This is a genomic window from Streptomyces sp. NPDC054770, assembly GCF_053611985.1.
In genome coordinates, this window is sequence record NZ_JBSHBL010000010.1 from 176594 (window position 1) to 196289 (window position 19696).

Below are 19696 nucleotides of genomic sequence, written 5' to 3' on the forward strand. Positions count from 1 at the left end.
GACCGGGTCACACCTCGACGAGGCCGAGCTGGCGCAGCATGCCGAGTTCGTCGCTGCTGCCCCAGCGTTCGACGAGTTTGCCGTCGCTGTCGAACCGGCTGATCTGCATGCCCCGGTAGCGCACCTTCCTGCCGGTCGCCGGATGCCCCCTCAGCGGTCCCAGGTGCGTCCCGGAGATGACATAGGCGAAGGCCAGTTCGTCGTCGGTGGCGACCAGGTGTTCCACCTCGACGTGCAGGTCCGGAAAGGCCGTTCGCAACTCACCGAACATGGCCTTGTACCCTTCGGGGCCCGGCCCCTGGCCCGGGGCGGGGTCATGGTCGGTCGCGTTCGCCGCGACGATCCCGTCGAAGGCGTCGAGGTCGCCGGCGACGACGGCCGCCCCGAAAGCGGACTGTGCGGCGATGTTCGTCTGCTGAGCCATGGGCACTCCCGGAGCATCTGGGCCACTGGCCTGTACGTCGGCTGCGAAGCGCATGCACACGGTCTTTCGACGGTACCTCGGCCGCACAGCCCCGGCATGTCTGCCGGGCGCGCCGGAGGGCGAGGGCGGATTGCGGCGGTTCAGTCGGCCGGATACCCCGTCGGCTCCCTCAGTTCCGCCCGGTAGCCCGCGTACGCGGCGCGCAGTTCGTCGCCCGGCCAGTCGGCGGACAGGAGTTCCGGGGGCAGGACCGGGTCGGCCAGCAGGTGGCGTACCGCCGCCGCGAAGACCGTGAAGCGGTCGGCCGGGAGGCGGGATCCGGACGCTCGGGTCAGGAGGGCCCGGGCGGTGGTGGACCAGGTGGTCAACGGCCAGAGTTCGGCGGCCAGTTCGGCTGCGGGGCGGTCGGGGCGGGCCGTGTAGGACTGGGCGGTGTCCGCCAGGTCGGCGGGGAGGGGCCGCGCCAGGTTCGCCGGGCGGAGCCAGACACCCTCGCGGAGTTCGGCAAGGCGGAGAGAGGCCAGGCGGGTGCGCAGGTCGGCCCGTGCGGCGGGGCCCCGGCCGGTGGCCGTGATGACCAGCATCTCCCAGTCGCCGCGCCACGCGCGCGTACGGGGCCGTACCGCCTCGTCCTGGCGGCGCTGGCGGGCCAGCAGCCGGTCGCTGAGGCCGTAGACGGCGTCGTCGGTGCGGCGCAGGTCGCCGGCCGCCGTCATGCGGCTGAGCGCGGCCCGGAGCGTGGAGCCGCCGACCCCGAAGGGCTCGACGTACCGGATCAGGTCCTTCACCGGCAGCTGCGGCGGATGCGTGCCCAGCAGCAGGCTCAGCACGACCGACCGGGCCGACAGCGGCCGCAGGTCCACGTCGGTGGGCTCGACGGACACGTCGTTCATGCGCATGGTCACGTACTGTACGGGTGGCGTGATATTGCAGTATTGCTGCGGTCGTGGAATTACTGCAACATGAGAGCCATGGACTCGACCGTCGCGCTTCCGCAGCCGCAGTACGCCACTCACGACGTCACCAACCAGCCGCCGCCGCTCGCCCCGTACGACGCCTCCGACGACCCGGCCCTGATCGAGGGGCTGCGCCGGGAGGGGGCACAGTGGGCCGAGGAGGGGATCCGGCGGCTCGGGGTGCGGGCCGGGAGCGCGGAGGCCCAGGAATGGGGTGAACTCGCCAACCGGCACGAGCCGGAGCTGCGCACCCACGACCGGTACGGCAACCGGATCGACGAGGTCGACTTCCACCCCAGCTGGCACCACCTGATGCGGACGGCGGTGGCCGAGGGGCTGGCGGGGGCGGCCTGGGCGGACGACCGGGCGGGGGCCCATGTCGCGCGGACGGCGGGCGGGCTGGTGTGGGGGCACACCGAATCCGGACACGGCTGTCCTACGTCGATGACGTACGCGGCCGTCCCGGCGCTGCGTGCCCAGCCCGAGCTGGCCAAGGTGTACGAACCGCTGCTGACCAGCCGGGAGTACGAGCCGGAGCTGCGCGTGCCGACCGAGAAGCCGGGGCTGCTCGCCGGGATGGGCATGACCGAGAAGCAGGGCGGTTCGGACGTACGGACGAACACGACGGCCGCGACGCCCACCGCGGAGCCGGGCGTCTACACCCTGCGCGGGCACAAGTGGTTCACCTCGGCGCCGATGTGCGACGTCTTCCTGGTGCTGGCCCAGGCGCCCGGCGGCCTGTCGTGCTTCCTGGTGCCGCGCGTGCTGCCGGACGGCAGCCGCAACGCGTTCCGCGTGCAGCGGCTGAAGGACAAGCTCGGCAACCGCTCCAACGCGTCCTCCGAGCCGGAGTTCGACGGAACTGTGGCCTGGCTGGTCGGGCCCGAGGGCCGGGGCGTGAAGACCATCATCGAGATGGTCAACTGCACCCGGCTGGACTGCGTGATGAACTCCGCGACCCTGATGCGCAAGACGCTCGTCGAGGCGGGCCACCACGCGCGGCATCGCAGCGCGTTCGGCGCGCGGCTCGTCGACCAGCCGCTGATGCGGAACGTGCTGGCCGACCTGGCCGTCGAGTCGGAGGCCGCGACCACGCTGACCCTGCGGCTGGCGGGGGCTGCGGACCGCGCGGTGCGCGGCGACGAGCAGGAGCGGGCCTTCAGGCGGATCGCCACCGCCATCGGCAAGTACTGGGTCACCAAGCGCGGCCCGGCCTTCACCGCGGAGGCCCTGGAGTGCCTCGGCGGCAACGGTTACGTCGAGGACTCCGGCATGCCCCGGCACTACCGCGAGGCCCCGCTGCTGTCGATCTGGGAGGGCTCGGGGAACGTCAACGCGCTGGACGTGCTGCGGGCGCTGTCCCGCGAACCCGGCGCCGCCGACGCCCTGTTCGGCGAACTCGCACACGCGCGCGGGGCGGACACCCGGCTGGACGCGACCGTGACCCGGCTGAAGAACGAACTGGCCGAGACCGATCAGGTGGGGGCGCGCCGCCTGGTGGAGCGGATGGCGCTGGCGCTCCAGGGCTCGCTGCTGGTCCGGTACGCCCCGGCCGCCGTGGCGGACGCCTTCTGCGCGACCCGGCTGGGCGGCGACTGGGGGCACGCGTTCGGGACGCTGCCCGCCGGCACCGGGTTCGACGCGATCCTGGAGCGGGCCCTGCCTGGCCGGAACTGACCCCTTCGCGCATGCCCGCCGGCCGGTGCCCGCCGACGGATCGCACACAGTCGTCGTCCGATTCCGCATTGTTGTCAGTGCCGTGGTGCAGACTCCGGAACAGGTGGTACTCGCCTGGGGAGGACAACGTGTTCACGGGGATCGACGAGGTCGACTGGGCCGCGCTGCGGCACGCGTACGGCAGCGCGGCGGACGTGCCCGGTCTGCTCCGCGGACTGGCCTCGCCGGACGCGGCCGAACGGGAGGTCGCGCTCGACGGGATGTACGGCTCGGTGCACCACCAGGGGAACGTGTACGACTCGACGCTCGCCTGCGTCCCGTTCCTCTTCGCGCTCGCCTCCCGCAGGGAGGTCCGGGACCGGGGCGCCATAGTGGAACTGCTGGTCAGCATCGGTGCGGAGAGCACCGGTCCGCGGGCCCGGGCCGCCGTCGGCGCCGGTGCCGAGGCGTTCGTGCCGCTGGCCGACGACCCGTGCCCCGGGGTGCGCCGGGCGGCGGCCGGGGCGCTGGTCCGGTTCCTCGACGAGCCGGACCGGGTGCTGGCGCTGTTGCGGCGGCGGATCGCGGTGGAGCGCGACGAGCAGGTGCTGCGCGCCCTCACCGAGGCCCTCGGGCTGTTCGTCCGGTGCCGTCCCGACCGGGCGGCCGGGGCGGTGGAGCTGCTGGCCGCGCGCAGCGGCCCGCCGTTCACCCCGGGGGCGCGGCTGGCCGCCCTCGGGCAACTGGGCCTCGGCGCACCGGAGCGGCTGCCCGCGGACCTGGTGCCGACCGCGGTCCGGCTGCTCAGGGAGCGGTCCGAGCGGCGGGCGGCCGGTACGGACCGGGCGGACGCGGACACCCTGGTCGGCCGGATACGGCGGCTGCGGCCGTCGGACGAGGAGGGTTCCGCTCTGCTGCGCACCCTGCACCGGGCGCTGGACGACCGGGTGGCGGACCGGATCGCCCTGCTCGTCGGCCAGTTGAGCAGCCCGGATCCGATGGACCGGTGCAACGCGGTGTGGATGTCGGCCGGACTGTTCCGCGGGTGGCGGGCCGACTTCACGGCGCCCGTCTCGCTGATCGGCAGGCAACTGGACCGCGAGCAGGACCAGTTGCGGGACGCGGCCGTCTCGGTGCTCGCGGAGCTGTTCGGGCTGGCCGCGCCCGCCGCCGACGAGCTGCACACGCTGGTGACCGTACGGCCCGATCTGTGGGTGCACACCTGGGAGCGCGGCAGACCCTCGTTGGGCGGTCCGCTCAAGGCACTGGCCAGAAGCGGCGATCCGCGCGCGGTGCCGGCCCTGTCCCAGTTGCTGGCGAGACCGGTGGTGCCCGGCGGGCTGGGCTTCGAGATCGTGCATCTGGGCCCGGCGGCGGCGCCGCTCGCGCCCGCGTTGCGCCGTCGGCTGGGCCGGGTCGCGCTGGACTCGCCCGAGGCCGCCGAGTCGGCCGCTCCGCTGCTGGCGGCGCTCACCGCCCTCAAGGACCCGGCGGCGGTGCCGGAGGTGCTGCGGCTGCTGCGCGGCGCGCCGGACGGGCTGGGGACGCGGGAGGCCCTCGTCGGGCAGGCGGTGCGGGCCCTCGACGCCCTGGGCACGGCGGCCCGGGCGGCGGCGCCGGTCCTGCGCGGGCTCCTGGACACCCGGCACGCGGCCCTGGCGGCGGGAGCCCTGTGGTCGGCGGAGGGGGACGCGGACGCCGTACTGCCGGTGCTGCTGCGGGAGCTGACGCACGGCCGGAGCCGCAGCGCCCGGACGGCGGCCGAGCAACTGGGGCGGCTGGGGGCGGCCGCCCGCGAGGCACTGCCCGCGCTGCGCCGGCTGGCCGGATCCGACCGGGTGTGGGAACGCACGGCGGCGGCAGAGGCGTTGTGGCGGATCGACGGGGATCCGGAACCCGTTCTGCCGGTGTTCCGGACCGCCTGGTCGGAGAACCCGTACACCCGGGGCGCGATCGCCGAGGGGCTGGCCGCGATGGGCCCGGCGGGCGCCCCGCTGCGCGACCTGCCGGCGGCCGAACTCGCCACCGCCCGGCGGCACACGGCACGGCCGGGCGGGTTCGGCAGCCACGACATCGCCCAGGACGAGCGGCTGCTCGCCAACTGCCGCAGGGCACTGGCCGGTCGGTGACCGGAGGCCGGACGGCCGGGCGCCGGCGGGTCAGTGCCGGAAAGCCGCGCGGCCGGGCGCCGGCGGGTGGGTCGCGGAAGGCCGTGCCGGAGGCGCGGGCGTCAGCCGGTCATCCGGCCCCACTGCGGTCCGAGCCGGGCCCATTCCGCGTCCCAGCGGTCCATCCGCCGCCGCTCCAGCCGGCCGCGCGCGACGAGCCCGGCGACGAACGGGACGGCGGCCGCGCTCAGTCCGACCATCCCGCCGATCAGCGCGGAGCGGAAGTGGGCCTCGGAGGCGGTGACGGGCCGGGTGACGAGGTGCCCCTGGAGGTCCGTCCAGACGGTGACCGGGGTGCCGACCTTGCTGCCGGCCGGGACCCGCGCCTGGCCGGTGTGCGCGGAGCCGTCGGCGACGGTCCAGCCCACTCTCGTCCAGACCCGTTCCTCTTCCGAGGACTCGGACTTCGCTCCCGCCGACCCGGGGGCCCTGTCGAGGACATGGGCCACGGCCGGATGCCATTCGACGCGCTCACGGGCCAGCCCGTCCTCGACCGACCGGGCCGCCGCGAGCCCGGCGAGCACCCCGGCCAGCAGGGTGAGCAGCCAGGCGCCGAGCAGCACCCAGGCCTCCATCGTGTCGGCGCGACGCTTCAGCGGGTTGCGCCGCCAGCGCCACAGCCAGACCTTCGGACCACGGAACGCCTTCAAAGGCATCCTCCTCACGCGCGCACGGACAGCCCGGACCGCCCTCCCATACGGGAGCGGCCGCCCCGTTGCTCACGGCGAACTCCGAGTCGACGGTCGCACGACTGCCCCCGCTCGCGCAGGCGTCTTCCGGAACGCGTTCCGCCGCCTTGTTCGACCGGCCGACACGACGGCCCCGACCTGCGACGACGCGATCCCGGAGGGGACTGTCAGTGGTGGGGTGCACACTGGCCGGTGTCTGAAAACAGGCTGTGACAAAGGCGTCATGGAGGTGATCGGCATGACCGAGGTACTGCTCGCCGTGGGGACCCGGAAAGGTCTGTTCCTAGGGCGGCGGCGAGGTGGCGCCTGGGAGTTCGACGAGCGTCCCTGCTTCAACGCGCAGGCGATCTACTCGGTCGCCATCGACACCCGGGGCGGGCGGCCCCGGCTGCTGGCGGGCGGGGACAGCGCGCACTGGGGGCCTTCGGTGTTCCACTCCGACGACCTGGGCCGCACCTGGACCGAACCGGCCCGGCCCGCCGTGAGGTTCCCCAAGGACACCGGCGCCTCGCTGGAGCGGGTCTGGCAGCTGCACCCGGCCGCCGCCGAGCCGGAGGTGGTCTACGCGGGCACCGAACCGGCCGCGCTGTACCGGTCCGAGGACCGCGGGGAGAGCTTCGAGCTGGTCCGGCCGCTGTGGGAGCACCCGACACGTGACAGGTGGGTACCGGGCGGCGGCGGTGAGGGCCTGCACACCGTCGTCACCGACCGGCGTGACCCGAAGGCGGTGACGGTCGCCGTCTCGACGGCCGGCGTGTTCCGCACCGGCGACGGCGGCGCGAGCTGGACGCCGTCCAACTCCGGTGTGTCCGCGGTGTTCCTGCCGGACCCCGACCCGGAGTTCGGCCAGTGCGTGCACAAGATCGCCCAGGACGCGGTCAGTCCGGACCGGCTGTATCTCCAGAACCACTGGGGCGTGTACCGGAGCGACGACGCGGGGGCGCACTGGACCGACATCGGCGCGGGGCTGCCGTCCACGTTCGGTTTCGCGGCGGCCGCCCATCCGCACCGCGGCGGTACGGCGTACGTCTTCCCGATCAACGCGGACGCGGACCGGGTGCCCGCCCAGCACCGCTGCCGGGTCTTCCGCACGGCCGACGCGGGCCGGAGCTGGGAACCGCTGTCGGCGGGGCTGCCGCCGGAGGACCACTACGGCACGGTGCTGCGCGACGCGCTCTGCACGGACGACGGCGACCCGGCCGGGGTGTACTTCGGCAACCGCAACGGCGAGGTGTTCGCCTCGGCCGACGACGGTGACAGCTGGCGCCAGCTGGTCTCCCACCTGCCGGACGTGCTGTGCGTGCGGGCGGCGGTGGTCGCCTGAGACCGGGTCCCCGGAAGGAGGGGGTTTCCGTCATCCGGAGCAACCGTCCGGTCGTCCTCGGTCGTTCCGCGACCACAGTGACCTCAGCTTGATCGCCGACCCGTGTACGGCAGTAGGGTGACGCCGTGGCACCACGACCCTTGCATGAAATCGTCGAACCGGGCTGGGCGAAGGCCCTGGAACCAGTCGCCGGGAGGATCGCCGTGATGGGCGACTTCCTGCGCGCGGAGATCGCCGCGGGACGCACCTACCTCCCGGCCGGCCCGAACGTGCTGCGGGCCTTCCAGCAGCCCTTCGACGACGTCCGCGTCCTGATCGTCGGCCAGGACCCGTACCCGACCCCGGGGCACGCGGTGGGACTGTCGTTCTCGGTCGCGCCCGAGGTACGCCCGCTGCCGGGCAGCCTGATCAACATCTACCGGGAGCTCAACACCGACCTCGGCCTGCCCCAGCCGTCCGACGGCGACCTCACGCCCTGGACCCAGCAGGGCGTCCTGCTGCTCAACAGGGCGCTCACCACGGCCCCGCGCAGCCCGGCCGCGCACCGGGGCAAGGGCTGGGAGGAGGTCACCGAGCAGGCGATCCGGGCGCTGGCCGGCCGCGGCAAGCCGCTGGTGTCCATCCTGTGGGGCCGTGACGCCCGCAATCTGCGCCCGCTGCTCGGCCAGTTGCCGGCGGTGGAGTCCGCGCACCCCTCGCCCATGTCGGCGGACCGCGGCTTCTTCGGCTCCCGCCCGTTCAGCCGCGCCAACGACCTGCTGATCCAGCAGGGGGGACAGCCGGTGGACTGGCGTCTGCCGTGAGCGACGAGGGCGGCGAATCCCGGGGCCCGGAATTCGCCGTCGGGTCCGGCGCGGGGGCTGGTGCGGGGGCCGGCGCGGGATTCCTCGCCGTCGACTCCGGGGGCTCGGGGCTACGAGCCGTCGTCGGCGTACCGGGACGTGAGCCCTCGGCGCCCCGGGTCTCCCGGGAACCGGTGCGGACGGGGGCGCAGGGCCTCGACCCCGGGCATCTGCTGGAGCAACTCCTGCCCATGGCCAGGGCGTTGGCCGACTCGTACGGGCTGGCGGGGGTGACGACGGCCGTCGTCGGCGCCGCCGGGCTGGCCAGTCTCGGCGACGCGCTGCGGGCCGAACTGCCGGGCGCGCTGGCCCGCGAACTCGGGGTGCGGACGGTCGCGCTGGCCGCCGACGCGGTGACCGCGTACATCGGCGCCCTCGGTCCGCGTCCGGGCGCGGTGGTCGCCGCCGGGACCGGGCTGATCGCGATCGGTACCGATCTCACCGGGTGGCGGCGGGCGGACGGCTGGGGGCATCTGCTGGGCGACTGCGGCAGCGGCGCCTGGATCGGCCGGGCCGGCCTGGAGGCGGCGCTGCGCGCCTTCGACGGGCGCGGCGGCGGCTCGGCCGCGCTGCGGGCCCGCGCCGAGGAGCGGTTCGGGCCGCTGTCCGGGCTGCCCGGGCAGCTCTATCCGCGCGCCGACCGGCCCGCCGTACTGGCCTCCTTCGCCCCGCAGGTCGCGGAGTGCGCCGGTGCGGGCGATCCGGTCGCGGTCGCGATCCTGCGTGCCGCCGCGCGGCAGATCGCCGAGTCGGCCGCCGCCGTCTGCCCCACGGCCGGCGAGCCCCGAGTCGCCCTCACCGGCGGCCTGTTCAAGCTGGGCGACCCGCTCCTCGTACCGCTGGCCGAGGAGTTGGCGCGGTTGCTCCCGCGGGCGCGGCAGGTGCCGGCGGAGGGCGATCCGCTGCACGGGGCGGTACGCGTCGCGGGTGATCTGGTCAGCGGGCGACTCACTCTGCCGGGTGATGAAAAAATGCTCACCGTTGTACACATAAAGCTTGTACATACAAAAGGGGATTGATCCCTCTGGGGCACGAAGTGTCCGACAGGTGGCGAGATCACCTCCGAATCATGCGTAACTCATCAGACAAAACCGGACGGATACCGCTCACCTGCACCCTCCCCGAACAAGGGAGCCCAGATAGCCAGTAACATGCGGCGCCATGAGTTCCCCCACTGGGCCCGCCGGCCTGCCAGTACGAATGCCGCGCCCCCGCCAGCCCGGACGGCACCGCCGCCCCGAGCCGCTGGTGGCTCCCGAGGACGCGCCCTCGCTCGTCCTCGCGGTGCCGGGTACGCCCAGCGCGGCCACCCGCGGCCTCGCCGAGGAGGTCGTGAGCATCGCCCGTTCCGAGCTGCCCGGGCTGGACGCCCGCATCGGGTACCTGGACGGGGACGACGCGGAGTTCCCCACCCTCCAGTCCGTGCTCGCCCGCGCCGCCGAGGAGCGCACCGCCCGCTACGAGCAGGCCGTCGCCGCCGGCGTCGAGGGGATCAAGGCCCCCGACGGCCCCGTCGCCGTCGTCGTACCGCTGCTGGCCGGTCCGGACAGTGCGCTGCTGCGCCAGGTCCGCCAGGCGGTCATGGAGAGCCGGGTCGCCGCCGACCTGACCGACGTCCTCGGTCCGCACCCGCTGCTCGCCGAGGCACTCCACGTGCGGCTCTCCGAGGCGGGTCTGGCCCGTGCCGACCGTGCGCGGCTGTTCACCGTGGCGACGGCCGCGGACGGCATCATCCTCGCGTCCGTGGGCGGCGACGAGGCCGTGCAGGCCGCCGGCATCACCGGCATGCTGCTCGCCGCGCGGCTGGCCGTGCCGGTGATGGCCGCGGCGCTGGACGAGGAGGGCTCGATCGCCTCGGTCGCGGAGCAGCTGCGGGGTTCGGGGTCGCAGCAGCTGGCGCTGGCGCCGTACCTGATAGGGCCGGAGATCGACGCGGCGCTCGTGACGGCGGCCGCGGAGGAGGCCGGCTGCGCCACCGCCGACCCGCTGGGGCCGTATCCGGCGATCGGCAAGCTGGCGCTGGCCAAGTACACGACGGCGCTGGGGATCGCTCCGCAGCAGCCGCAGGGTGCGCCGGTGCGGTGAGCCGACACAGGCCGACGGCTCCCTTTCTCGGAGAGGGGGCCATCGGTTTTTTTGGGGTGGTGCGGTCGATCCTCGGCTGCGGGCCCGGTGGGGGGGCTGAGCGCGCAGTTCCCCGCGCCCCTTTCAGGGCGCTTCAGTCGAAGACGATGCAGGAAGGTGCCGGGATCTCCACCGTGCCGTCGTAGCGGAGCAGGCCGGTGTGGGGGTCGATCGTGAACCAGGTGATGTTGCCGGAGCGCTCGTTGGCGGCGTAGAGGAAGCCCGCCGACTCGGTGATCGCCCGGGGCCAGTGGCCCCCGCACGGGACCGTTGCCGTCAGGTGCAGTTGGTCGCCGTCGACCGTGAACGTGGTCAGGACGTCCTCGCCCCGGGTCGCCGTCCAGACGAAGCGGCCGTCGGGCGAGACGGCGATGCCGGACGGGTAGGCGTCGCCGGCCGGGGCACCGGGCAGGACCGGGGTCTCGGTCAGCGGCTTGAGGGTGCCGGTGCCGGCGTCCCAGCGGCAGACGGTCACGGTCGGGGTGAGTTCGTTGACCACGTAGGCGTGCCGGCCGCCGGGGTGGAAGGCCAGGTGACGGGGGCCGGAGCCGGGGCGCAGGGCGAACTCGCGGTGGAGGGCGGGGGCGCCCGCGTCCAGGGTGCAGACGCGGACCGAGTCGGTGCCCAGGTCGACGCTGACCGCCCAGCGGCCGCTGGGGTCGGGCTGCACCTGGTGGGCGTGCGGACCGCGCTGACGGCGCTCGTGCGGGCCCGAGCCGGTGTGCCGGAGCTGCCCGGAGGGGGCGGCGGCGAGGGTGCCGTCGGGGCGGACGGGGACGGCGGTGACGCTGCCGGAGCCGTAGTTGGCGGTCAGCACATGGCCGTCGAAGAGGCTGAGGTGGGTGGGGCCGCTGGCGTCGACCGGGACCGGCGGCCCGGCGAGCCGCGGCTTGTCGTCGTGGACGTGGTACGCGGCCACCGCGCCGTCGGCGGTCTCGCTGACCGCGTACAGGGTGCGCCCGCCGGGTGCGAGGGCGAGATACGACGGGTCGGGGACGCCGTCGACGCTCTCCAGGAGGGCCAGGGCGCCGCTGTCCGGACGGACCGCCGCCGTGACGACCCCGGGTCCGCCCGCCGCCGTGAACGACCCGATGAACGCCCTCCGCCGCCTGCCGCCGTCTGCCACCGCTGTCCCCTATCGATGCGAGCCGAGCCCTGCGATCCGCCACGGGCCGGTACGGGTCGATACGAGCCGTACGAGCCGGTCCGGGGCCGACGGTAGCAGCTTGCGGTCTAGACCAGGACCTGCGGGGCGGCGCGTCTCAGGCGCCGACCAGGGGCGAGCCCGAGGGGGTGCGCAGCGGCTCGGCGAGTTCGGCCAGGGCGCGCTCCAGGCCGTGCAGGTGGGCGAGTGCGGGTTCGGCGGGCGGCTCGACGGGGGCGGTGATGTACTCCGAGCCCCTGGTGAGCGCCTCGACGGCCGCCTCGACGCGCCAGCAGGCGGCGGCCAGCCGAGCGTCGTGCGAGGCCTCCGGGTCGGCGGCGACCGCGGCCAGGCCGCGGATCTCCCGGGCGCAGTCGTCCAGCAGGGCTAGGACGCGGCGGGCGCGGCGCTTGCGGCCGTGCATCGGGTTCAGCGGGTGCACGAGCGGGGCGACCGAGAGCCGTACCCGGCCGAGGAGCTGTTCCAGTTCGGCCACCCGGGGTGCCGGGTCGGCGGTGGCGGCGCCGGCGAGCCGGGCGGCGGCCTCGGCCGTGCAGGCGTGGACGCAGCGCAGGGCGCGCCGGATCCAGGCGTCGGTGGTGAGGTGGGTGGTGACCGGCAGCACGAACAGCACGGCGAGTACGGCACCGAGGGCGCCCACCGCGGTCTCGGCCAGCCTCAGCGCCAGCAGGCCGGGGGTCAGGACGCCGAGGAGGCCGTAGAGCAGTTCGGCGAGGAAGGTCACCCAGAGCATCATCCAGGTGTACGAGACGGCGGCCGTGTAGAAGATGCCGAAGACGGCGACCGCGACCAGGACGGCGGTGGGGACGGGCGCGCCGTGCACGGGCGCGGCGACGAGCAGGCCCGCCGCGATGCCGATGACGGTGCCGAGGACCCGGCGGAAGCCCCGTACCAGGGTCTCGCCGCGCGAGGCCGTGTTGACGAAGATCCACCAGGTGGCGCCGACCGCCCAGTACCAGCGCTGCCCGGACACCAGCTGGCCGGCGACCAGCGCGAAGCCCGCGCCCGCGGTCGCCTGGACCGCCTGCCGGGTGGTCACCCGAGCCAGACCGGTGCCGGCGGCCGGGACGGGAACCGGCGGCGGGGGCAGGCGGCGCTCGTAGCACCAGAGGCCGAAGCGGACGGCGGCGGCGCTGAGCACGGAGAGCAGGACGGCGGCGGACAGCTCGGGCAGCTGTCCGGGGACGGCGTGCAGGAACTGGGCGACGAAGAAGGTCATGAAGGCGAAGACGCCCAGGCTGTGGCCGCGCGGACCCCAGCGGCGCGCATACACGCCCGCGCCGACCACGGCGAGGAAGACCAGGTCGCGGGCGACGGGGACGTCGTGCAGTGCGGCCGCGGCCGCGAGCACCGGCAGGCCCACGGCGGGCAGCAGCGCGGTGGTGAGGGCCTGTCCGCGCACCGTGGCGTCCGCGACGGTGAACAGCGCGAGCAGCGCGGCGAGGCCGCCGGTGACGGCGCCGGTGAGGGAGTGCCCGGCCAGTCCGCAGACCACCACGGCGAGGCCGATGCCCAGCACGGCCCGCACGGCGAAGCGCAGCCGCACCCGCCCCGGGTCCGGAGCCACGAACACCCTCTTCAGCACTGCTTCCCCTCCCGCGGACGGCACAGAAATGGCGCCGCGGGGATCCGCAGCGCCATCGACACACCCATGAGAGCATCGGATGGGCGACTGGCTCAAGTGCCGTCGATTTCACTGGTCCAATGGCCCGATCCAGGTAGATCACCTGTGGCGACCGAAATGCCAATGGCCCAGGTCAGCGCGGAGCACCGGTGAGCCATTGGTACAGTCGTACATCATGACCGTGGACGAACTCGACACCCGCATCCTGCGGCTGCTGCTGGAGCAGCCGCGCACCAGCGTGCGCGAGTACGCCCGGGTCCTCGGGGTCGCCCGGGGCACGTTGCAGGCCCGGCTGGACCGGCTGGAGCGGGACGGCGTGATCACCGGGACCGGCCCTTCCCTCTCCCCCGCCGCGCTCGGCCACCCGGTGCTGGCCTTCGTGCACATCGAGGTCACCCAGGGCCACCTGGACGACGTCGGGGACGCGCTGGCCGCCGTACCGGAGATCGTGGAGGCGTTCTCGATCACCGGCGGCGGGGATCTGCTGACCCGGGTGGTGGCGCGGGACAACGCACACCTGGAGGACGTGATCCAGAAGCTGATCAGCCTGCCGGGCGTGGTGCGCACCCGCACCGAGGTGGCCCTGCGCGAACGCGTTCCGCACCGGCTCCTGCCACTGGTGGAGTCCGTCGGCCGGGCCGCCCACAGCTAGCGGCATCCTGGTCCCATGAGCGACCTCAAGAACCTCTCGGTCATCTTCGACCTCGACGGGACACTCGTGGACAGCGAGCCGAACTACTACGAGGCGACGCGACGGATGCTGGCCGGGCAAGGCGTCGCGGACTTCGGCTGGGCGGAGCACGAGAGGTTCGTCGGCATCAGCACGCTGGAGACGGTGATCCTGCTGCGCGACCGCCATGGACTGCGGCCCCCGGCGACGGAGTTGCTCGCGGAGACGAACCGGCACTACCTGGAGCTGGCCCGGACGCGCACGCGCGTGTACCCGGAGATGCGGAAGTTCGTGGAGCTGCTGGCGGCCGAGGGCGTCCCGCTGGCGGTGGCCTCCGGCTCCTCGCCCGAGGCGATCGAGGCGATCCTGGCCGGCACGGGTCTGGGCGTGTATCTGCGCACGGTGGTCTCGGCCGACGAGGTACCGCGCGGCAAACCGGCGCCGGACGTCTTCCTGGAGGCGGCCCGCCGCCTCGGGGCCGACCCGGCCGACTGCGTGGTGCTGGAGGACGCGGTGCCGGGCGCGGCCGCGGCACACGCGGCCGGGATGCGCTGCATCGCGATCCCGTATGTCGCCGCGCAGGCCGACCGGTTCACCACGGCCGACCTGCTGATCCGTGGCGGTCAGGCGGAGTTCACGGCACGGGCGGCCTACGACTGGCTCGCGTCGGCCTGAACTCCGTTACCTGCCAGTATCGTTGACGCTCCACCGCCCCTTCCCTATCTTCTGGGCGAATTCCCGAACGCTGTTCGATATATCAGACGCGGAATCCGACACAGATGATGAGGTGCCCATGCCCCAGCCCCTCTCCCGAAGGACCCTCCTCCAGGCGACGGCTCTGGTCGCCGCCGCCGGCGGTACCGGTGCCGCGACCGGCGGAACGGCCGGCGCGGCCGGTGGGGCGGCCCGGGCGGTACGGCCGTTCGGGCTCGGGGACGTGACGCTGGAGCCCGGACTGTTCGCGGAGAAGCGGGAGTTGATGCTCGACCACGCGCGCGGCTACGACGTGAACCGGCTGTTGCAGGTGTTCCGGGCCAACGCGGGGCTGGACACCGGCGGTGCGGTCGCTCCCGGTGGCTGGGAGGGGCTGGACGGGGAGGCCAACGGGAATCTGCGCGGACACTACTCCGGGCACTTCCTGACCATGCTGGCGCAGGCGTACGCGAGCACCGGTGACGAGGTGTTCGGGGCGAGGATCCGCACCATGGTGGGGGCGCTGGACGAGGTGCGCGAGGCTTTGCGGCAGGAGCCGTCCGTGCTGAGCGTGCCCGGGGTGTTCGGCGGACGTGCCGCCGGGAACGAGCGGGGGTCGTACCGGTACGTCGAGTTGCCGTCCGGTGTGCTCGGGGGCGCCTCCGCCGTCACGCTGGCCGCCTGGGTGAGACCCGGTCATGAGGACTCCTGGGCCCGGGTGTTCGACTTCGGGAACGACACGACCCGGTACCTGTACCTCGCCGCCCGCAACGCGCACGGGGTGCCCCGGTTCGCGATCACCACCGGCGGGGCGGGAGCCGAGCAGGGGCTCGACGGCACCGCCGCGCTGCCCCTGGACCGGTGGAGCCACCTCGCGGTGACGCTCGCCGCCGGCAGCGGCACGCTGTACGTCGACGGCACGGCCGTGGCCCGCAACCCGGCGATGTCCCTCACCCCGGCCGCCCTCGGCACCCTCGCGCACCACTGGCTGGGCCGCTCGCACTACACCGCCGACCCCGTCTTCGCGGGTGCCTTCGGCGGGTTCGACGTGTGGTCGCGGGCGTTGAGCGGCGACGAGATAGCCGGCCTGCAGAGCGCGCGGACGAGCGGTGACCTGGTGTCGTACGCCTTCGGCGAGACGTCGGGAGCGCGTTTCGCGGACGGCTCGGGGCGCGGCCTCGACGCCGTCCTGCGCCGCACCTGGGGCGGCCCCAGCCACCCCGGGTTCCTCGCGGCCTGTCCGGAGACGCAGTTCATCCTGCTGGAGTCGATGACCGGCAGCGACTACACGAAGGTGTGGGCGCCGTACTACACCGCGCACAAGATCCTGCGGGGTCTGCTGGACGCGTACCGCGCCACCGGCGACGAGCGGGCGCTGGACCTCGCGTCCGGCATGGGCGACTGGATGTACTCCCGGCTGTCCGTGCTGCCCGCCGCCACCCTCCAGCGCATGTGGGGGATCTTCTCCAGCGGCGAGTTCGGCGGGATCGTGGAGGCGATCTGCGACCTGCACGACCTCACCGGCAAGGCCGAACACCTCGCCCTGGCCAGGCTGTTCGACCTCGACAGCCTCATCGACGCCTGCGCGGCGAACACCGACACGCTCGACGGCCTGCACGCCAACCAGCACATCCCGATCTTCACCGGCCTGGTCCGGCTGTTCGACGCGACGGGCGAGGAGCGCTACCTCACGGCCGCGAAGAACTTCTGGGGCATGGTCGTACCGCACCGCATGTACGGCATCGGCGGCACCAGCACCACCGAGTTCTGGAAGGCGCGGGACGTGATCGCCGGGACCATCAGCGCGACCACCGCCGAGAGTTGCTGCGCGTACAACATGCTGAAGCTGAGCCGGGCGCTGTTCTTCCACGAGCAGGATCCGGCGTACCTGGACTACTACGAACGGGCCCTGTACAACCAGGTGCTCGGGTCCAAGCAGGACCGATCCGATGCCGAGAAGCCGCTGGTCACGTACTTCATCGGGCTGACGCCCGGTCATGTGCGGGACTACACGCCCAAGGAGGGCACCACCTGCTGCGAGGGCACGGGCCTGGAGTCCGCCACCAAGTACCAGGACTCGGTGTACTTCGCGGCGGCCGACGGCAGCGCCCTCTACGTCAACCTCTACAGTCCGTCCACGCTGAGCTGGGCCGAGCAGGGCATCACGGTCCGCCAGCGCACCGGCTATCCCCGCGAACAGGGCAGCACGCTCACCATCGGCGGGCGGGGGCGAGCCCGTTTCGCCCTGCGGCTGCGGGTGCCCGGCTGGGCGACGGACGGGTTCCGGGTGACGGTGAACGGGCGGGCGGTGCCCGGCACTCCGCGGCCGGGCAGCTACTTCGCGGTGTCGCGGACCTGGCGGCCCGGGGACACCGTGCGGGTGTCGATCCCGTTCCGGCTGCGGGTCGAGAAGGCCCTCGACGATCCGTCGGTACAGGCCCTGTTCTACGGGCCGGTCAGCCTGGTCGGCCGCAACCCGGACACGGACTACCTGGAGTTGGGGCTGTACCGGAACGCCGGACTCTCCGGCGACCTGCTGCCGTCCCTGACCCCGGTGGCGGGCAGCCCGCTCCATTTCACCCTGGACGGACTGGACGGACTGGACGGAACGGTCGCAACGGCCGGAACGGAGTTCGCCCCCTTCTACGAAGGAACCGAGGATCCGACGCACGCCTACTTCCGCCGCTCGGAGCCGTCGGTGGTGTTCGGCGGCCTCGACTCCGGGGTCGCCAACCCGGTCGGGTCCGACGGCGGCTCTCTGCTGGACGAGATCTGGTCCGCGGCGCCGTTCCGCGACAAGGCGGCGCTGGTCGCGCGGGTGCGGTCGGTGGTGCGCGCGTGGGTCGCGGACGGGCTGCTGACGGGGGCGGACGGCGACCGGGTGCTGGCCACGGCGCGGGAGGCGTCGTACGCGCGCTGACGGACGCAGGTCGTCGTACGGGCCCTGGCGCGGGAGGCGTCGGGGCTGTGTCGGCGCGGGCGAGCAGGCCGTCACTCGGAAAGAGCAGTTCGGCCATCCGTTCGCTCCGCCGGTCGTGCGATGCCCCGGATGCCTGCATAGCGTGGCCGCATGACCACGACCTGGGCAAAGCCGCAGCAACCGGCCACTGAGGACCGGCGGTGGAAGGCGCTCGGGGTCTGTCTCGCAGCCGGCTTCATCTCGCTGCTCGACACCTCGATCGTCAACGTGGCGCTGCCTTCGATGGAGCGCGGGCTGGGCGCCACGGAGGCCGCCCAGTCCTGGGTGGTCTCCGGATACGCCCTGACCTTCGGGCTGGCACTCGTCCCGGCGGGCCGGCTCGGTGACATGCGCGGGCGGCGCCAGGCCTTCCTGATCGGGCTCGCCCTGTTCACGGTGGCCTCGGCCGCCTGCGGGCTCGCCGCGAGCCCCGACCGGCTGGTGGTGTTCCGGCTGATCCAGGGCGCGGCGGCGGGCATGGTCGCGCCGCAGACCTCGGGGCTGATCCAGCAGATGTTCCAGGGCGCCGAACGCGCCAAGGCCTTCGGGCTGCTCGGCAGCGTCATCGGCGTCTCGACGGCGGTCGGCCCGCTGGCGGGCGGTGTGATCATCGATGCCGTCGGCACCGACGACGGCTGGCGCTGGGTGTTCTTCGTCAACCTGCCCATCGGGATCGCCGCGTTCGCCGCGGGCCTGCGGCTGCTGCCGCGGTACCCCGCGTCGACGGACCGGCGCGAGAGGTTCGACCCGCTCGGGGTGCTGCTGCTCGGCTGCGGCGTGCTCGCGCTGATGCTGCCGCTGGTGCAGGAGCAGCAGTGGACCGGACGGCAGAAGTGGGCGCTGCTGCCGCTGGGCGCGCTGCTGCTGGGCCTGTTCTGGGTCTGGGAGCGGCGGCAGGGCCGGCTCGGACGGGCACCCCTGGTCGATCTGAACCTGTTCTCGCTGCGCTCCTTCACACTCGGCGCGCTGATCAGCCTGACCTACTTCGCGGGCTTCACCACGGTCTTCTTCGTCCTCGCCCTGTTCCTCCAGAACGCGGCGGGGTACAGCGCGCTGGCCGCCGGGGTCACGGTGCTGCCCTTCGCGGCCTCCTCGGCGATCGGTGCCGCCCTGGGCGGCCGGCTGGTGCTGCGCCACGGGCGCAGGCTGGTCGTCATCGGCCTCGCCGGGGTGGCGGTGGGGCTGCTCGGGATCGTCGCGGTGGTCCGGCTGGTGCCGTTGGAGAACCTCGGGTGGGCCATGGTGGTGCCGATGATCATCGGGGGTATCGGCTCCGGTATCACCGTCTCCCCCAACACCACGCTCACTCTCACCCTGGTCCCGGTGAAGCGTGCCGGTGCGGCCGGCGGAGTGCTCCAGACCGGCCAGCGGGTCGGCTCGGCGGCCGGGATCGCGGTGGTGGGCTCGGTCTACTTCGCCCGCCTCGCGCACCACGGCCCGGCCACCGAGGCGCTCCAGCTGGGCCTGCTCACCTCCGTCGGGTTCATCCTGGTGGCACTGGGCCTCGCGGTGGCCGATCTCGGGGAGCGGGCGAAGGTGCCGGAGGCACCCGTGAGCTGCGGGAGCCGGGTCCCCTAGGCGGCCACCGCCTCCACCACCGAGAGCACGGTCGGCGTCGGCACGACCCTGGACAGTTTCAGACCGGCGGACTCGAACAGTGTGGCGAACTCCGCCTCGGTGCGTTCCCGGCCCACCAGGCATGCCATCAGCAGCAGGTCGAGCGCCTTGGACTGGTGGGGTGCGTTGCCCGGCGGGACCACCGCGTCGACGACGAGGATCCGCCCGCCCGGTGCCAGCGCGGCACGGCAGCGGTCGAGGAGGGTCACGCACTGTTCGTCCTCCCAGTCGTGCAGGATCCGCTTGAGCACGATGACGTCGCCCTCCGGTACGGCGGTGAAGAAGTCACCGGTCTCGGTGGACCAGCGTCCGGCGGTACCGGGTGTGTCCAGCCGGTGTCCGGCCAGCACGTGCGGCCGGTCGTACAGGACGCCGTGCAGGCCGGGGTGGCGGTCGAGGACCGCCAGCAGCAGGCCGCCGTGGCCGCCGCCGACGTCGACGACCGTCCCGGCGGACGGGAGGTCGCAGGCGGCGGCGATGGGCTCGTTCTCGGCGTCGGACATCGCCGCCATGCCGCAGTGGAAGACGTCGGCGGTGTCCTCGTCCTGCGCGAAGTAGTCGAAGAACGGCAGCCCGAAGAGGTTCTCGAAGGCGGAGGTCCCCTCGCTCACGCAGCGGCTCAGGTCGGCGGTGGGCAGCCACATGCTGCGGTCGGTGTTCATCAGCACGGCCGAGCGGGCCGAGCAGGGCGCGTCGGTGCGCAGCGCGTCACCGGCGGCGGTGAGCCGGAAGCGGCCGCCGGCGTCCTCCTCGAAGACGCCGCGGGTGGCGAGCAGCCGCAGCAC

The 19696-nt window shown here is 73.7% G+C and carries 16 protein-coding genes; 10 read left to right on the plus strand and 6 right to left on the minus strand.

The genetic code is table 11. The features are described from left to right. Positions 1 to 7: 7 nt before the first annotated feature. A complete protein-coding gene (locus tag ACWGKQ_RS12530) occupies positions 8 to 424 on the minus strand; it encodes an ester cyclase (protein WP_453291871.1) in 417 nt (138 codons plus the stop codon). A gap of 140 nt (positions 425 to 564) precedes the next feature. Further along, entirely contained in the window at positions 565 to 1323 is a 759-nt protein-coding gene (locus tag ACWGKQ_RS12535; protein ID WP_453291872.1) for a PaaX family transcriptional regulator C-terminal domain-containing protein, read from the minus strand. Positions 1324 to 1395: 72 nt separating this feature from the next. Between ACWGKQ_RS12535 and ACWGKQ_RS12540 the strand changes: the two genes are divergently transcribed. Then, positions 1396 to 3057: a DNA alkylation response protein gene (locus ACWGKQ_RS12540; protein ID WP_453291873.1), complete on the plus strand. Its 1662-nt coding sequence runs from the start codon at positions 1396 to 1398 to the stop codon at positions 3055 to 3057. 128 nt (positions 3058 to 3185) lie between these two features. Continuing rightward, on the plus strand, positions 3186 to 5165 hold the full coding sequence (locus ACWGKQ_RS12545; RefSeq protein ID WP_453291874.1) for a HEAT repeat domain-containing protein: 1980 nt from the start codon (positions 3186 to 3188) through the stop codon (positions 5163 to 5165). A gap of 101 nt (positions 5166 to 5266) precedes the next feature. Here ACWGKQ_RS12545 and ACWGKQ_RS12550 read toward each other — a convergent pair whose 3' ends face one another. Further along, positions 5267 to 5860, minus strand: a complete 594-nt coding sequence (locus tag ACWGKQ_RS12550) for an Rv1733c family protein (protein ID WP_453291875.1) — start codon at positions 5858 to 5860, stop codon at positions 5267 to 5269. A gap of 271 nt (positions 5861 to 6131) precedes the next feature. On the opposite strand from ACWGKQ_RS12550, the gene ACWGKQ_RS12555 reads away from it, so the two are divergent. The 4 genes from ACWGKQ_RS12555 (at position 6132) to ACWGKQ_RS12570 (ending at position 10144) form a co-directional block, all read left to right on the plus strand. After that, the gene (locus ACWGKQ_RS12555) at positions 6132 to 7217 is read left to right on the plus strand and encodes a WD40/YVTN/BNR-like repeat-containing protein (protein ID WP_453291876.1); all 1086 of its coding nucleotides are present in this window, start codon (positions 6132 to 6134) and stop codon (positions 7215 to 7217) included. A gap of 125 nt (positions 7218 to 7342) precedes the next feature. Next, positions 7343 to 8020 (plus strand): uracil-DNA glycosylase, encoded by a 678-nt coding sequence (locus ACWGKQ_RS12560; RefSeq protein WP_453291877.1) that lies wholly within the window; start codon positions 7343 to 7345, stop codon positions 8018 to 8020. After that, complete coding sequence (locus ACWGKQ_RS12565) at positions 8017 to 9078, plus strand: N-acetylglucosamine kinase (protein WP_453291878.1); 1062 nt, start codon at positions 8017 to 8019, stop codon at positions 9076 to 9078. The genes ACWGKQ_RS12560 and ACWGKQ_RS12565 overlap by 4 nt, the downstream gene beginning before the upstream one ends. Before the next feature lie 142 nt (positions 9079 to 9220). Then, positions 9221 to 10144, plus strand: a complete 924-nt coding sequence (locus tag ACWGKQ_RS12570; RefSeq protein WP_453291879.1) for a sirohydrochlorin chelatase — start codon at positions 9221 to 9223, stop codon at positions 10142 to 10144. A 133-nt stretch (positions 10145 to 10277) separates the two neighbouring features. Here ACWGKQ_RS12570 and ACWGKQ_RS12575 read toward each other — a convergent pair whose 3' ends face one another. Further along, entirely contained in the window at positions 10278 to 11309 is a 1032-nt protein-coding gene (locus ACWGKQ_RS12575; protein ID WP_453291880.1) for a lactonase family protein, read from the minus strand. Between the two features lie 136 nt (positions 11310 to 11445). Then, complete coding sequence (locus ACWGKQ_RS12580; protein WP_453291881.1) at positions 11446 to 12933, minus strand: FUSC family protein; 1488 nt, start codon at positions 12931 to 12933, stop codon at positions 11446 to 11448. A gap of 214 nt (positions 12934 to 13147) precedes the next feature. Between ACWGKQ_RS12580 and ACWGKQ_RS12585 the strand changes: the two genes are divergently transcribed. From ACWGKQ_RS12585 to ACWGKQ_RS12600, 4 genes are all read left to right on the plus strand, one after another. Then, entirely contained in the window at positions 13148 to 13624 is a 477-nt protein-coding gene (locus ACWGKQ_RS12585; RefSeq protein WP_453291882.1) for an Lrp/AsnC family transcriptional regulator, read from the plus strand. 15 nt (positions 13625 to 13639) lie between these two features. Continuing rightward, positions 13640 to 14317, plus strand: coding sequence for an HAD family hydrolase (locus ACWGKQ_RS12590; RefSeq protein ID WP_453291883.1), 678 nt, complete (start codon positions 13640 to 13642; stop codon positions 14315 to 14317). Positions 14318 to 14435: 118 nt separating this feature from the next. After that, positions 14436 to 17255, plus strand: coding sequence for a beta-L-arabinofuranosidase domain-containing protein (locus ACWGKQ_RS12595; RefSeq protein ID WP_453291884.1), 2820 nt, complete (start codon positions 14436 to 14438; stop codon positions 17253 to 17255). Between the two features lie 150 nt (positions 17256 to 17405). Next, positions 17406 to 18872 (plus strand): MFS transporter, encoded by a 1467-nt coding sequence (locus ACWGKQ_RS12600; protein WP_453291885.1) that lies wholly within the window; start codon positions 17406 to 17408, stop codon positions 18870 to 18872. Here the strand turns inward: ACWGKQ_RS12600 and ACWGKQ_RS12605 are convergent. Next, the coding region (locus ACWGKQ_RS12605; RefSeq protein WP_453291886.1) for a methyltransferase at positions 18869 to 19696 on the minus strand (828 nt) is incomplete at its 5' end. The two genes, ACWGKQ_RS12600 and ACWGKQ_RS12605, sit on opposite strands and share 4 nt — an antisense overlap.